The sequence below is a fragment of the Xanthomonas euroxanthea genome, from assembly GCF_903989455.1.
GTDB classification, from domain to species: domain Bacteria; phylum Pseudomonadota; class Gammaproteobacteria; order Xanthomonadales; family Xanthomonadaceae; genus Xanthomonas; species Xanthomonas euroxanthea.
Genome location: NZ_LR861803.1, coordinates 4298982 through 4312762, shown reverse-complemented (window position 1 = coordinate 4312762; position 13781 = coordinate 4298982). Strand labels below are relative to the sequence as shown.

Below are 13781 nucleotides of genomic sequence, written 5' to 3'. Positions count from 1 at the left end.
TTAGCCTGCGGCCTTGCTCACGGTCTTCTTGACCACGCGCTTGGTGGCCTTCTTGGCAGCGGCCTTCTTGGCCGGCGCCTTCTTCGCCGCCGTCTTGGTGGCGGTTTTCTTGACCGCGGTCTTCTTGGCGGCGTCCTTGGCCTCCTTGGCCGAATCCTTCACCGCGTTCTTCTTGAGCGTGGCCTTCTTGGCGCCGAAGCCCTTGCGCACCGGCTTGCCGGTATCGGCCAGCAACTGCTGCACTTCTTCGAACGTCAGCGTGGCCGGCTCGCGATCCTTGGGGATCTTGCCATTGAGCTTGCCATCGCTGATGTACGGGCCGAAGCGGCCATTGAGCACCTGGATGTCGCTGCCTTCGAAGTCCTTGATCACGCGGTTGCGCGCGATCTCTTCCTTCTCCTCGATCAGGAACACCGCGCGCGCCAGGTCGATGGTGTACGGGTCGTCTTCCTTCTTCAGCGAGGCATAGACGCTGCCGCGGCGTGCGAACGGACCGAAGCGGCCGATGCCGACGCTGACGTCCTGGTCCTTGTCCTGGCCCAGCGCGCGCGGCATCTTGAACAGTTCCAGCGCGTCCTCGATGGAAATCGAATAGATGCTCTGGCCCGGCCGCAGCGAGGCGAAGGTGGGCTTCTCCTCGTCTTCGACGGTGCCGATCTGCACCATCGGGCCGAACCGGCCGATGCGTGCGCTGACTTCCTTGCCGCTGACCGGGTCGGTGCCCAGCACGCGCACGCTGCCGGCGTCGGTCTTGTCCAGCGAATCCTTCTTGTCCTCGACCAGTTCCTTGAACGGGCCCCAGAACTTCTCCATCAACGGGATCCACTCTTCCTCGCCGCGCGAGACCGCATCCAGGTCGTCTTCGAGCTTGGCGGTGAAGTCGTAATCCACGTAGCGGGTGAAATGCCCGGACAGGAACTTGGAGACGGCGCGGCCCACGTCGGTGGGACGGAAGCTGCGGCCTTCCATTTCCACGTACTTGCGGAACTGCAGGGTCTGGATGATTGAGGCGTAGGTCGACGGCCGGCCGATGCCGTATTCCTCCAGCGCCTTGACCAGCGCCGCTTCGGTGAAGCGCGGCGGCGGCTGGGTGAAGTGCTGGTCGGTGACGATGCGGTCCAGCGGGATGTTGTCGCCGGCCTTCATCAGCGGCAGCTTGCGGCCTTCGTCCTCGTCCTCGCTGCTCTTGGTGTCCTTGCCTTCTTCGTAGACCGCCAGGAAGCCCGCCACCACCACGGTGGTGCCGCTGGCGCGGAACACGTGCTCGCTGCCGGCCGACAGATCGACGCTGACGGTGTTGAGCGTGGCCGGGATCATCTGGCAGGCCACTGCGCGGCGCCAGATCAACTCGTACAGGCGACGCTCGTCGTCGGACAGGAAGCGCGCCACCTGCGCCGGGGTGCGCAGCGCCGAGGTCGGACGCACCGCCTCATGCGCTTCCTGCGCGTTCTTGGATTTGGTGGTGTAGGCGTTGGGCTGGTCCGGCAACGAGGCGGTGCCGAAATCGCGCGCGATCACATCGCGGATTTCCGCCAGCGCGTCCTGCGACAGGTTCACCGAGTCGGTACGCATATAGCTGATCAGACCGACCGAGCCTTCGTCGCCCAGCGCCACGCCTTCATACAGTTTCTGCGCCACCTGCATGGTCTTGCGGGTGGTGAAGCCGAGCTTGCGCGAGGCTTCCTGTTGCAGCGTGGAGGTGGTGAATGGCGGGGCAGGGCGGCGCTTGCGCTCCTTGCTGGCCACATCGGTGACATGCAGCACGCCTTGGGCGGCCTGCTGGATGCGCAGCCGCGCCGCTTCGGCGGTATCGCCGTCGGTGACGGTGAACTGCTCGAACTTCTGCCCGTCCAGCTTGATCAGGCGCGCATTGAACGGCTGCGACGGATGCCGGCAATGCGCATCGATGGACCAGTATTCGCGTGCGATGAAGGCTTCGATCTCTTCCTCGCGCTCCACGATCATGCGCAGCGCCGGCGACTGCACGCGGCCGGCCGACAGCCCGCGCTGCACCTTGCGCCACAGCACCGGCGACAGGTTGAAGCCGACCAGATAGTCGAGCGCGCGGCGGGCCTGCTGCGCATCGACCAGATCGGCCGCGATCGCGCGCGGCTTGAGCATGGCTTCCTTGATCGCGCGCGGGGTGATTTCGGTGAACACCACCCGCTGCATCGTCTTGTCCTTGAGCAGCCCGCGCTCTTTCAGGATCTCGGCGATGTGCCAGCTGATCGCCTCGCCCTCGCGGTCCGGGTCGGTGGCCAGATAGATGTCGTCGGCGCTCTTGGCGGCGCGCGCAATGGCTTCGACATGCTTCTCGTTCTTCTCGATCAGGTCGTAGCGCATCGCAAAGCCATTGTCCGGATCGACCGCGCCCTCCTTGGGGACGAGATCGCGCACGTGCCCATACGAGGCCAGGACGGTGAAGTCCTTGCCGAGGTATTTATTGATCGTCTTGGCCTTGGCAGGCGATTCGACGATGAGCAGGTGCTTGGGCATGGTGGCGAATTCTTTGGGCAGGGCCCGGGGGGCGGGTAGCGTGGCCTAATTGGCCGGTGGAGGGAAGCAGATCGCCTGTTTCCCACACGTCAACGCCCGGGAAACGAGCCCGGGCGTTCAGTTCTCTTATTAGAAAGATCACGGCGGACGCCGCCGTGTCAAGCGGCCAGTGCCGCGAACTGCTAGTTCTGGCTCATTCCGATGGCGGTCAGCAGGAAGGCCAGCGCCACGACCGAGAACACCAGCAGCACCGCATAAATGGCCAGGACCACGATGGTGACCGTATCCAGACCCCTAGATTGCCGCTCCGGGTGATCGGTGAAGGCCCAGCGGTCCACCACCAGGGTGTCGCAGACCTTGTCGTGCGGGGCCTGCTTGCGCGCGGTCATGCCGGCCATGAACGCCGCCACGATCGCGCCGATGCCCAGGGTGAGCACGCTGATCAGCATGTAGGCCAGATAGCGCAGCACGTTGCGCCAAAAACCGACCCGGCCGCCGTTGCTGTCGGCACGCACCAGCTTGATGCCGCAGGCGAGCTTGCCCAGGCTGGCCTGATGCCGGCTGGACTGCATCCAGGCGAAATACAGCGTCGGGATCGCCAGGCCGATGCCATAGGACAGCACCAGGATGGCGGTGCCGAGTGCGCTGCCGTCGTCCAGCGCCGAGCCGGAATCGCCCCGGGTGGTCGCCAGCGCCACGACGAACACCAACGGAATCACGATCAGGTACACCGCAAAGCTGGTGATCAGGCTGTCCAGGATGCTGGCGGCCACGCGCCGCCACAGTCCGGCGTAGACAACCGGGGCCTCATGCAAGGCAACGGTGGCTGCAGGCGCGGCGGCAGAGCCCCAGGCATCCGGAACCGGTACGCCGGCGGATGGATGCGACGAGGCAGAGGCCGGCGTAGGCGCGTTAGCGGTGGTGGTCAGGATCGGGTCCGGGGCCGCTGGAGTTGTGGCCGCGTCTGCCGGCGTGGTGGCCCACGCCACTGGATCGACCGGTGCAGCATCTGCCGGTGCAGCGTGCTCGCGCGCCGGAAGCTGCTGGTGATCGGCCACCGCATGCTGATCGGCAAGGCCGGGTTCGGCCTGCCCAGGCGCAGCGCCTGCAGTGCGGGCGGCAAATGACGCGGCTGCAGTAGGCGTACCGCCCGCCGCGCCGCTGGCCGGGTCAACCGTCGCCTGCGGCACGCTGCGCGGAACGTCCAGGTCCGCATCGGCGGTCGGCGCGGGAGGCATCGGCACCGCGGTGGCGACGTCCAGCTCGGCCGCGACCTCGCCAAGTGTCACCCACTGCGGCAAGCCTTCGCGCCAGACCAGGCTGGATGCATCGATCAGGCCGTCGGACAGGCGCGCGCGAAGCGTATCCGTGTCCACCGGCCCCTGGCGCTCGCATTGTGCGTCGGCGTAGTACCACTGCGTCATTGAAGTCCCCTTGGGTAAAGCGATTGACTAGCCGCGGCAGCCCGGCGGCAGTTGGTCGTCGTCGATCTCGGAGCTGCACTGCCAGGTGCCGGCATCCGCGTCGAAATCCAGCCACAGCGCCTTGCCGTCGATCCTGGTCATTGTCGGCGCATGCAGCAGCGCCTCGACGCCGCATTCGGTGGTGTCGAAACGGCCGATCTGCACGCTGGTCAGCACCTCGTTTGCATATCGCTCTGGCGCGAGGAAGCCGGCATCGCCATTGACCGGGCAACGGCCTTGCTGGGCGAGAAACCCGGCGATCTGCGGCTTCAAGGGCGCCAGCGCCGTGATCGCCCGGGCGACCTTGCTACGCGCGGTGTAGTCCTGATACGCCGGCAGCGCGATCGCAGCCAGGATGCCGATCACCGCCACCAGCACGAACAGGCCCACCACCGCGCTCAGCACCAGCGCCAGCGGCCAACCGGGCCCGTTGCCGGGCAGGCGTTGCGCTGACGACGGGGGCGAACTGGCGGCTGCGGCGTGAACAGCTGCAGGCGGAACCGGCGGCAGCGGCGGCGGCAGCACTGCGGTGCGCATGGCAGTGGAAATCGGGGGCCCGAGCTCGTCGGCGCACGCTGACAGCGGCACCCATCGGGCAAATCCTGCGCGCCAGACCAGGGTGTCCAGTGCGATCGCGTGATCGCGATACAGCGCCAGCAAGGCCTCGCCGGCCACCGGGCCACGCCGATGGCGGTTGCCCTCGGCGTAATACCAACTGCTCATTGCCGTCCCCTCGCACGCTTCCGTTGCGGCATCCGCTTCAGTGTACGGGTTCAGGCTCGTCCAGGAACATCTGCGTTTCCATCCAGGCATAGGCCGCCTCGGCGCCCGGCTGGTTGAACAGCACCATCAAGACCACCCATTTGAGGTCGTCCAGGTCAAGTTCGTCCTGATCCAGCGCCATGGCGCGGTCCAGCACCAGCTCGCGCTGGTCGGCATCCAGGATGCGGTGTTGTTCCAGGAACAGCAGAAATCCACGGCAGTCCACATCGAGCTTGTCCAGCTCCGGGCCGTGATAGATGCGTACAGGTCCATCGACATGCGGGCGCGCGACACTGGGCCGCTGCTCGGAGAGCGCGTCCAGCCAGTCGAAGGCTTTGCTGATTTCTGCGGGACTGAAACCGGCCTGGATCAGGCCATTCTGAAGCGAGTCACGGTCGCGGACCAGGTCCGCATCTTCGCTGAAATAATGTTCGAACAGGTACAGCAGTACATCAAGAATGCTCTCTTTCATTGCCCCTCGGCCTGCGTCGCGCGACGCTGTGGAGGTGAAGAAACTAGGGATTGCGGGTATAGCGACCGTGCTCGGCGACCACGTCTCCCTCCAGTTCCATGATGAGCAGCATGGAGGACAGCGCGGCGGCCGTCAATCCGGTGCGTTCGACCAGGGAATCCATAGGGGTTGGGTCGTGGCCCAGCGCCTGCCACAAGCGCTGGTAGTCCGGATCCGAGCGCGCCGTGCCGGCCTGCGGTGGTGTCCTGGCCTGATCAGTGGGGGCGGCCAGGCGCTGGCGCAAGGCGTCTGCCAGCTCGCCCGACAGCAGGCGCAGGCCGTCGATGATCTGGGCCGGCTCCTGCGCCAGGGTGGCGCCCTGCCGGATCAGGTGATGGCAGCCGCGCGCGAGCGGATTGTGCAGCGAGCCGGGCAGGGCGAACACCTCGCGCCCGGCCTCCGCCGCCAGTCGCGCGGTGATCAGCGCACCCGAGCGCATGGCTGCTTCCACCACCAGGGTGCCCAGGGCCAGCCCGGCGATGATCCGGTTGCGGGCCGGGAAGTGTCCCGCGACCGCCCCGGTGCCGGGCAGGTACTCGCTGACCACCGCACCACGCGCGGCGATGCGATCGCGCAGGCACTGGTGATACGCGGGATAGGCCACATCCGTGCCGGTGCCCACCACCGCCACGGTGATGGCGTCGCTGCGGGCAAGCGCGGCCTCGTGCGCGATTGCATCCACGCCGGCGGCCATGCCGCTGACGATGGCCAGGCCGGCGCCGGCCAGGCTGGAGGCGAATGCGCGGGTGTGGTCGCGGCCGCCGGCGGTGGCGGAGCGGCTGCCGACCACGGCCACGCCCGGGTGCCAGAGCGCGTTCGGATCGCCGTCCACGAACAGGGCCAGTGGCGGGTTGACGATGTGGCGCAGCAGGGCGGGGTAGTCGGGGTCGTTCAGGCCGATCAGGTGATGGCCGGGCTGCTCGCACCAGTGCAGGGCTGCGTCCAGGACGCGCGCATCGGGCGCCTGCAGGCGAGCCGCCTGCAGATCGTCGCAGCCGGCGGCACGCCAGGCCTCGTGCCCGGCGACCAGTATCTCTGCCGGGCTGCCAAAACAGCGCAGCAGTGCGCTGCGCGGCGGGCTGCGGCCACCCGCCATGAGCAGGGTCAGGAATGCGCGCAGGTCGGGAGTGGTGAGAGCCATGCCTCAAGCCTGGACCGCAAACGACGACGGCGCCCTCGGGCGCCGTCGCATTACCGCATCGGAATTGTCGCTTACTGCGCGTCGGGATGCTTTACGAAGTAGCCCAGGCCGGTTGGCTTGACGCTTTCCATCACCAGCGCATAGCTGACCTTGTCGAAGGTGCGGAACACCATCGCGTGCGAGGCGTATTCGTCGGGCAGGCCGACGGTGGAGCCGGCCGGGCCGCTGAAGTCGTCGTCGGTCCGCGAGAAGCGCGAATGCTTGACGCGGTCGCTGACCGTGCGGCCCTTGCGCCAGATCGAGAACACCGTGCCGTTGTTGATGCCTTCGCGGGCGCCGCCGGAGATGGCGATCACATCGCGGGTACCGCCGACGATGAAGGCATCGGAGATGGCCAGCACCCGCAATTCGGTCTGCAGCGCCTGTTCCGACGGCGGATGCGGGATGAACTGCAGGTCGTACGGCTGCGCTTCGACGGCAACGATGCGATCGCCGGCGCGCACTTCGCGGCCGCTGTCCTGCAGCAGCAGGGTGGCCGCCTTGGAATTGCCGCCCGCCGCGCTGCGCGTGATGGTGCCGACGTTGACCTGTGCCAGTTCGTAGCCCAGGAATTCGCGGCGCGTGCTCGGCGCGATGTAGTTCTTCCAGATGTTGCCGGCGCCCGCGGTGATGTTGCCGGCCGCATCGAGGTCTTCGTTGTGCTTGGGCAGGCTGAACTTCACGGTCGGGCGCACCACCGCAAAGCGCTGGCCCGGCTGTGCATCGTCCAGGCCGACCACATAGGCCACCTGGCCGGTGGTGGCGCGCGCGCGGCCGCCTTCCAGGCCCACCACGTACGGCAGCTGGTCGAAGTCGTCGGTGACGCGCAGGTTCTTCAGGAACGGCTCGACCTCCGCCAGCGGAATCGCGTTGATCGGCGCTTCCTGGCGCGGGCCGGGCTGGACGGTGCCCTTGGCGACGCGATCCAGGTAGGCCAGGCTGATCACGTCGCCGGGGTAGATCAGGTGCGGATTCTGGATCTGCGGGTTGGCCTGCCAGATTTCCGGCCACAACCACGGCTTCTGCAGGAAACGTCCAGCAATGTCCCACAGGGTATCGCCCTTGCGGACCACGTAGGTGTCTGGATGTTCGCCCACCGCTTGCGCGGCAGCGTAGGTCGCGACGGTCAGCATCGCCGCAGCGACGACCGTACGAAGTCGGTTCAACATGAGTGCCTTCTTGCCTGATTCCCCAACAGGTCCGCGCACTATAGTCCAGAAACCGGGGCGTCACGCAAGCATTGCGCTAGAATGACAGCGTCTTGCCGGCGCAGCGCCGGTGTTCCCAGACGGGTAATCCCATGGCTTTGCTCCCTATCCTCGAATTCCCCGACCCGCGGCTGCGCACCAAGGCCGTGCCGGTCGATGCTGCCGAGCTCACCAGCCCGGCATTCCAGGCCCTGCTCGACGACATGTTCCAGACCATGTACGAGGCGCCCGGCATCGGCCTGGCCGCCAGTCAGGTGGACGTGCACAAGCGTTTCATGGTGATCGACGTCAGCGAGGAGAAGAATCTCCCGCAGGTGTTCGTCAACCCGGAAATCGTGAGCAGGCAGGGCGAGCAGGTGTATCAGGAAGGCTGCCTGTCGGTACCGGGCATCTATGCCGATGTCGCCCGCGCCGATGCGATCACCGTGCGCTATCTCGACCGCCAGGGCAAGGCGCAGGAACTGAGCACCGATGGCCTGCTGGCGGTGTGCATCCAGCACGAGATGGACCATCTGGACGGCAAGCTGTTCGTCGATTACCTGTCGCCGCTCAAGCGCGAGATGGTGCGCAAGAAGCTGGCCAAGCAGCGTAAACACGTGGCCTGACGGCCGGGATTTGGGACTTGGGAGTCGGGATTCGCAAAGCCGGTTCTCTCACCGATTGCCGAATCCGCCGTTGCGACTCCCCAATCCCCACTCCCGAACCCCCGCCCTATGAGAATCGTATTTGCCGGTACGCCGGATTTTGCCGTCGCCTCGTTGCGCGCCGCCGCGCAGCGGCATGAAGTGGTGGCGGTCTATACCCAGCCGGATCGGCCTGCCGGCCGTGGCCGTGGGTTGACGCCCTCGCCGGTCAAGCTGGAGGCGATCGCGCGCGGCATTCCGGTGTTGCAGCCGCAGACATTACGTTCGCCCGAGGCACTGGCCACGCTGCGCGCGCTCAATGCCGACCTGATGGTGGTGGTGGCCTACGGCCTGATCCTGCCCAAGGCGGTGCTGGCCGCGCCGACCCACGGCTGCTGGAACGTACATGCCTCGTTGCTGCCGCGCTGGCGTGGCGCCGCGCCGATCCAGCGCGCGATCGAGGCCGGCGATACCGAAACCGGCGTCTGCCTGATGCAGATGGAAGCCGGGCTGGATACCGGCCCGGTGCTGCTGTCGCAGCGCATCGCAATCGGCGAGCAGGAAACCGGCGGGCAGCTGCACGACCGCCTGGCCGCGCTGGGCGCGCAGGTGCTGTCCGATGGCCTGGGCCTGCTGCGTGCCGGCATCCGTCCGGTGGCGCAACCGCAGCCGGCCGAGGGCGTGACCTACGCGCACAAGCTGGACAAGGCGCAGGCGCGGCTGGACTGGGCGCAGCCGGCGCAGGAACTGGCGCGGCGCGTGCGCGCGTTCAATCCATGGCCGGTGGCCGAGGCGTTGCTGGCCGGCGAGCGCGTGCGCCTGCATGGCGCGGTGGCGCTGGAGCTGGCGCATCAGCAGGCGCCGGGCACCCTGCTCGCCGCCAGCAAGCAAGGCATCGACATCGCCTGCGGGCAGGGCGCGCTGCGGGTGCGCGTGCTGCAGCGCGAGGGCGGCAAGGCGATCACCGCTGCCGACTACCTCAACGCACGCCGCGACCTGCCGGCGCTGCGCTGATGCCGGCAGAGACCGCAATGGCGGGCGTGGGCTCGCGTCTGGCCGCGGCACGGGTGCTGACGGCCGTGTTCGACCAGGGCCGCTCGCTCAAGGCCGAACTGGCCGCGACCCTGCCCGGTCTTGATGATCCACGCGACCGCGCGCTGGTGGAGGCGATCTGCTTTGCGGTGCTGCGCCGCCGCCCGGCCTATGACGTGGCATTGCGGCAGTGGCTGGAACGCCCGTTGCCGCCGCGCGATGCCGAACTGAAGGCGCTGCTGATGGCCGGCTTCGCCCAGCTCGACGTGCTGCAGCTGCCCGCGCATGCGGCCTTGTCGGCCACCGTGGACGCGTGCCGCGCGTTGGGCCGGCCGCGTCAGGCCGGCATGGTCAACGCGATCCTGCGGCGCGCCCAGCGCGAGGGGTTTCCGGCGGTGTCCGCCGATGCGGGCTGGCCGTCCTGGCTGCGCAAGCAACTGCGCGCCGATTGGGGCGACCAGGCCGAGACCATTTTCGAGGCAAGCGCGCAGATGGCGCCGATGTGGCTGCGCGTGCAGCGCTCGCGGATCGACCCGGCCGGCTATGTCGCAGGCCTGGCCGCGCTGGGCATCGCCGCCGAAACGGACGCGGTGTTGCCGGATGCGGTGCGTCTGCACGGCGCGGTGCCGGTGAGCCAGTTGCCGGGCTTTGCCGAGGGCGATGTCTCGGTGCAGGACGGCTCCGCGCAGCAGGTGGCCGATGCGCTGGTGCTGGCGCCGTCTGCGCGTGTGCTCGATGCCTGCGCCGCGCCCGGTGGCAAGGCCGCGCATCTGCTGGAGCGCCATCGCGGCCTGCAGCTCACCGCGCTGGATGTGGATGCGCGCCGGCTGGAGCGGGTGCAGCAGACCCTGCAGCGCACCGTGCCGGGCGCGCAGGTGACCCTGCACGCGGCCGATGCGGCCGAGACCGACGCATGGTGGGACGGCCAGCCGTTCGATGCGGTGCTGCTGGATGCGCCGTGTTCGGCCACCGGCGTGGTGCGCCGTCAGCCGGACGTGCTGCTGCATCGCCGTGCCGACGATATCGACGCCTTGTGCGCATTGCAGGCGCGTCTGCTCGATGCCAGCTGGCGCACGCTGCGACCGGGTGGGCAGCTGCTCTACACCACCTGTTCCCTGCTTGCGCGCGAGAACCAGGCGCAGGTGGATGCCTTCCTGCAACGCACTGCCGACGCACGGGCGCAGCCGCTGGGTGCGCAATTCGGGCATGCGGCCGGTGCCGGACGGCAGCGTTTCCCCGGCGAGCGGCACTGCGACGGTTTTTTCTACGCGCTTTTGCTAAAAGCGTCCTGACCGCGCGCCGAACCCGGCGCTCCACCTCCGCACCCACGCCATCCGTCATGCTCAAGACTCGTGCTTCCAAGGATTTCTGGCTGCTGGCCATCACGGCTGTGCTGGTGATCGGCGCCGGCCTGGGACTGCGCGACCCCTGGCCGTCGGACGAGCCGCGGTTTGCGCTGGTCGCCAAGCAGATGGTGATGAGCGGCGACTGGCTGTTCCCGCATCGCGGCAACGAGCTGTACTCGGACAAGCCGCCGATGCTGATGTGGCTGCAGGCGCTGTTCTGCATGCTGCTGGGCAACTGGCGGGTGGCGTTCCTGTTGCCGTCGCTGCTGGCGGCGCTGGGCACGCTGGCCTGCGTGTACGACCTCGGGCGGCGGCTATGGACGCGGCGCGTGGGGGCCTATGCGGCCTGGATGCTGCTGTTCACGCTGCACTTCACCTTCCAGGCCAAGAAGGCGCAGATCGATCCGCTGGTGGTGTTCTGGATCACCCTGGCCAATTACGGACTGCTGCGCCATCTGCTGCTGGGGCCGGCCTGGCGCTGGTGGACGCTGGGCTGGTTCGCCGCCGGGCTAGGTGTGATCACCAAGGGGGTCGGCATCATCGCCCTGCTGATGCTGATCCCGGCCGGCATTGCGGCGGCGCGCGGCTGGCCGGGCGTGCGCGTGCATGTGCGCGATCGGCGTTTCTGGCTGGGGCCGCTGTTCTTCTTCATCGCGATCCTGTTGTGGTTCGTGCCGATGATGGTGACCGCGCTGACTGCCGGCCAGCCCGAGTACCGCGTCTATCTCAACGACATCCTGCTGCGCCAGACCGCCAAGCGTTATGCCAATTCCTGGGATCACGCGCAGCCGGTCTGGTACCACTTCAAGGGCATGGCCACGATGTGGCTGCCGACCATCCTGTTGCTGCCCTGGGCGATCCCGGCCTGGTGGCGCCGGCTCAAGCGACGCGATGCGCGCTATCTGTTGCCGCTGGCCTGGTGGCTGCTGGTGCTGGTGTTCTTCACCATTCCCAGCGGCAAGCGCGATGTGTACATCCTGCCGGCGCTGCCGATGTTCTGCCTGGCCCTGGCGCCGCTGGCGGCAGGCCTGCTGCGCCGTGCCGGGGTGCAGCGGCTGCTGTTCGGATTCGTGGTGCTGCTGACGGTGGCCTTCGTTGCCGGCGGTGCGGCGATGCTGATCGGGCACCCGGGGTTCGAGCAGAAGATCATGGACAGCCGCGGAGTCGGCAGCGAGGCCACCGACCCGCTCGGCTGGCTGCTGCTGGCGGTGGGCCTGTGGGGCATGGCCAGCCTGTTGCTGCTGCGGGTGCGCCGTTCCGCGCTTGCCGCCGCATCGCTGCTGGGCGCGTGGTGGGTGGCGTTCGGGTTGGTCTGCTATCCGATCTTCAACGATTCCAGTTCGGCGGGCGCGGTGATGCGCGAGGCCGGGCGCCGGATCGGCCCGGATGCGCAGCTCGGGCTGGTGGCCTGGAAGGAGCAGAACCTGCTGATGGCCGACCGCCCCGCGCAGACCTTCGGCTTCAAGGTGCCGTGGGAGCAGCAACTGCAGCGTGCGGTGGCCTGGCAGGCACAAGACCCGGAGCAACGCTGGCTGATGGCGCAGGAGACCGCGCTGCTGGCCTGCGTGGACCGCAGCCGCAGCCAGATGGTGGGCGTGGCCAACCGCCGTCGCTGGTGGCTGGTACCGGCCGATGCCGTGCACGGCAGCTGCGTGGCAAGTGCCGAGCAGCGGGCAGTGGAAGCGCAGGAGCAGGGCAACCTGGACACCGAATGAGCCGGCGCAGCACAGGTTCCGGCCACGATCGGCGGCGCGTCAACGCCGCCGCCGGCCGTCGTCTAGCATGGATTCATGCGGGACATCGTTAGCTTGGCCGGCGTTGCTGACGCGTGCCGCCCGATTCACCCCCATTCGCCACCGATGTCTGAATGAATTCCTTGCCCACCCAGCCCGCTGCACTTTCCTCCTCGGCCCCCATTGCATCACCGGCAGGTGTGGGCATTGCCGAACTGGGTGTCTTTGCGTTGACCGCGCTGGTGGTCAACATGCCGAGTGGCTTGCTGCCCTTCGGGCTGTGCCTGCTGCTTGGCTCGCTGGTGGGCTGGCGCAGCCTGCGCGCGGGCATCGTCGCGCGCAGCTGGTCGGTGCGCGCGCTGGGCTGGCTGACGGCGGCGGTGATCGCGATGTCGCTGCTGTCGATCGTGCTGTTCGAACACGGGCTGCGCGATGTCGACAACCGCTCGCGCTTTCTGGTGCTGCCCTGGGCGGCGGTGTGGGCGTACGCACTGCAGCCGCGCCAGATCTGGCTCTGGCGCGGCGCGTTGGCCGGCGTGTTCGCGGCAATGGTGATCGCCATGCTGCAGGTGATGAACGGGGCCCCCCGCGCCGAAGGCTGGACCAATGCGATCGTGTTTGCCGATATCGCGCTGATGCTGCTGGTGGTGGCAGTGTTCTGCCGTCCGGTCGGCCATGTGCGCTGGCTGGTGGGCGCGGCCATCGCCACGGTGGTGGTGATCGTGCTCAGCGGCAGTCGCGGGGTGTGGTTGTCGTTGCTGGTGACCCTGGGCGTGCTGATCTGGGGCGCGCCCTGGCAGAGCGCACGCCTGCGCTTGCTGACCTTCGTCGGCGGTGCGGTGCTGGCGGTGGGCGTGGTGCTCAGCGTGCCGGCCTTGACCGAGCAGATGCGCCTGGGCGAGTTGCAGAGCGACCTGCGGCGCTACGAGGTCGGCGACAGCGACTCGTCTGCCGGTGCCCGTATCGAGCGGCTGCACGTGGCCTGGGATACCTTGCGCGCGCATCCGCTGACCGGCATCGGCGTCGGGCGCTTCGACGATGCGATGCGCGAGCTGCCGGTGTGCGCCGGCGACACCTGGCTGCTGCGCTGTCATCTGGGCCATGCGCACAACGATCTGGCCGAGTGGGGCGCCACCCAGGGAGTACCGGGCCTGTTGTTGTTGTTTGCGGTCTACGGCGTGCCGTTGTGGATCTTCGTGCGGCTGCATCGACGCAGCGGCCAGCGCCAGTTCCGCGGGCCGGCAGCGGCCGGTGTGATGATCGTGGTGAGCTATGCCCTGTGCGGACTGACCCAGTCGATGTTTGCGCACCAGGTGTCGGCCAGCTTCTACACGGCGATGGTCGGTGTGCTGGTCGGCCTGGCGGCGCGCCAGGCGCAGGCATACTCGGTGCGAGCGGCCGACAAGGCCTAGCGAGCGGCCTTGCGG

General features: G+C 68.0%; 11 protein-coding genes. 5 read left to right on the top strand and 6 right to left on the bottom strand.

The annotated features are described in order from the left end of the window. From H7A86_RS18000 to H7A86_RS17975, 6 genes are all read right to left on the bottom strand, one after another. Window positions 1-2496 (bottom strand): DNA topoisomerase I, encoded by a 2496-nt coding sequence (locus tag H7A86_RS18000; protein ID WP_104584082.1) that lies wholly within the window; start codon window positions 2494-2496, stop codon window positions 1-3. A 182-nt stretch (window positions 2497-2678) separates the two neighbouring features. Beyond that, complete coding sequence (locus H7A86_RS17995) at window positions 2679-3920, bottom strand: RDD family protein (RefSeq protein ID WP_119131699.1); 1242 nt, start codon at window positions 3918-3920, stop codon at window positions 2679-2681. Between the two features lie 27 nt (window positions 3921-3947). Continuing rightward, window positions 3948-4682, bottom strand: coding sequence for a pilin (locus H7A86_RS17990; RefSeq protein WP_119131700.1), 735 nt, complete (start codon window positions 4680-4682; stop codon window positions 3948-3950). A gap of 37 nt (window positions 4683-4719) precedes the next feature. Continuing rightward, window positions 4720-5193 (bottom strand): DUF494 family protein, encoded by a 474-nt coding sequence (locus tag H7A86_RS17985; protein WP_003484452.1) that lies wholly within the window; start codon window positions 5191-5193, stop codon window positions 4720-4722. 43 nt (window positions 5194-5236) lie between these two features. Further along, complete coding sequence (gene dprA, locus H7A86_RS17980) at window positions 5237-6373, bottom strand: DNA-processing protein DprA (protein WP_119131701.1); 1137 nt, start codon at window positions 6371-6373, stop codon at window positions 5237-5239. A gap of 71 nt (window positions 6374-6444) precedes the next feature. After that, window positions 6445-7581: a LysM peptidoglycan-binding domain-containing protein gene (locus H7A86_RS17975; protein WP_104584069.1), complete on the bottom strand. Its 1137-nt coding sequence runs from the start codon at window positions 7579-7581 to the stop codon at window positions 6445-6447. A 131-nt stretch (window positions 7582-7712) separates the two neighbouring features. Here H7A86_RS17975 and def point away from each other — a divergent pair, with 131 nt between their 5' ends. From def to H7A86_RS17950, 5 genes are all read left to right on the top strand, one after another. Next, the gene (gene def, locus H7A86_RS17970; protein WP_119128109.1) at window positions 7713-8225 is read left to right on the top strand and encodes a peptide deformylase; all 513 of its coding nucleotides are present in this window, start codon (window positions 7713-7715) and stop codon (window positions 8223-8225) included. Between the two features lie 108 nt (window positions 8226-8333). Further along, window positions 8334-9257, top strand: a complete 924-nt coding sequence (gene fmt / locus H7A86_RS17965; RefSeq protein WP_115050834.1) for a methionyl-tRNA formyltransferase — start codon at window positions 8334-8336, stop codon at window positions 9255-9257. Then, the gene (gene rsmB / locus H7A86_RS17960) at window positions 9257-10567 is read left to right on the top strand and encodes a 16S rRNA (cytosine(967)-C(5))-methyltransferase RsmB (RefSeq protein WP_104584072.1); all 1311 of its coding nucleotides are present in this window, start codon (window positions 9257-9259) and stop codon (window positions 10565-10567) included. The genes fmt and rsmB overlap by 1 nt, the downstream gene beginning before the upstream one ends. A 47-nt stretch (window positions 10568-10614) precedes the next feature. Further along, window positions 10615-12336, top strand: a complete 1722-nt coding sequence (locus H7A86_RS17955) for an ArnT family glycosyltransferase (protein WP_119131702.1) — start codon at window positions 10615-10617, stop codon at window positions 12334-12336. Between the two features lie 152 nt (window positions 12337-12488). Continuing rightward, window positions 12489-13766, top strand: coding sequence for an O-antigen ligase family protein (locus H7A86_RS17950; protein WP_119131703.1), 1278 nt, complete (start codon window positions 12489-12491; stop codon window positions 13764-13766). The last annotated feature ends 15 nt before the right edge of the window (window positions 13767-13781 follow it).

Excerpts from the sequence above, each read along its gene's own strand:
- H7A86_RS18000 (WP_104584082.1), bottom strand. The coding sequence starts at position 2,496 with ATGCCCAAGCACCTGCTCATCGTCGAATCGCCTGCCAAGGCCAAGACG.
- H7A86_RS17995 (WP_119131699.1), bottom strand. The coding sequence starts at position 3,920 with ATGACGCAGTGGTACTACGCCGACGCACAATGCGAGCGCCAGGGGCCG.
- H7A86_RS17990 (WP_119131700.1), bottom strand. The coding sequence starts at position 4,682 with ATGAGCAGTTGGTATTACGCCGAGGGCAACCGCCATCGGCGTGGCCCG.
- H7A86_RS17985 (WP_003484452.1), bottom strand. The coding sequence starts at position 5,193 with ATGAAAGAGAGCATTCTTGATGTACTGCTGTACCTGTTCGAACATTAT.
- dprA (WP_119131701.1), bottom strand. The coding sequence starts at position 6,373 with ATGGCTCTCACCACTCCCGACCTGCGCGCATTCCTGACCCTGCTCATG.
- H7A86_RS17975 (WP_104584069.1), bottom strand. The coding sequence starts at position 7,581 with ATGTTGAACCGACTTCGTACGGTCGTCGCTGCGGCGATGCTGACCGTC.
- def (WP_119128109.1), top strand. The coding sequence starts at position 7,713 with ATGGCTTTGCTCCCTATCCTCGAATTCCCCGACCCGCGGCTGCGCACC.
- fmt (WP_115050834.1), top strand. The coding sequence starts at position 8,334 with ATGAGAATCGTATTTGCCGGTACGCCGGATTTTGCCGTCGCCTCGTTG.
- rsmB (WP_104584072.1), top strand. The coding sequence starts at position 9,257 with ATGCCGGCAGAGACCGCAATGGCGGGCGTGGGCTCGCGTCTGGCCGCG.
- H7A86_RS17955 (WP_119131702.1), top strand. The coding sequence starts at position 10,615 with ATGCTCAAGACTCGTGCTTCCAAGGATTTCTGGCTGCTGGCCATCACG.
- H7A86_RS17950 (WP_119131703.1), top strand. The coding sequence starts at position 12,489 with ATGAATTCCTTGCCCACCCAGCCCGCTGCACTTTCCTCCTCGGCCCCC.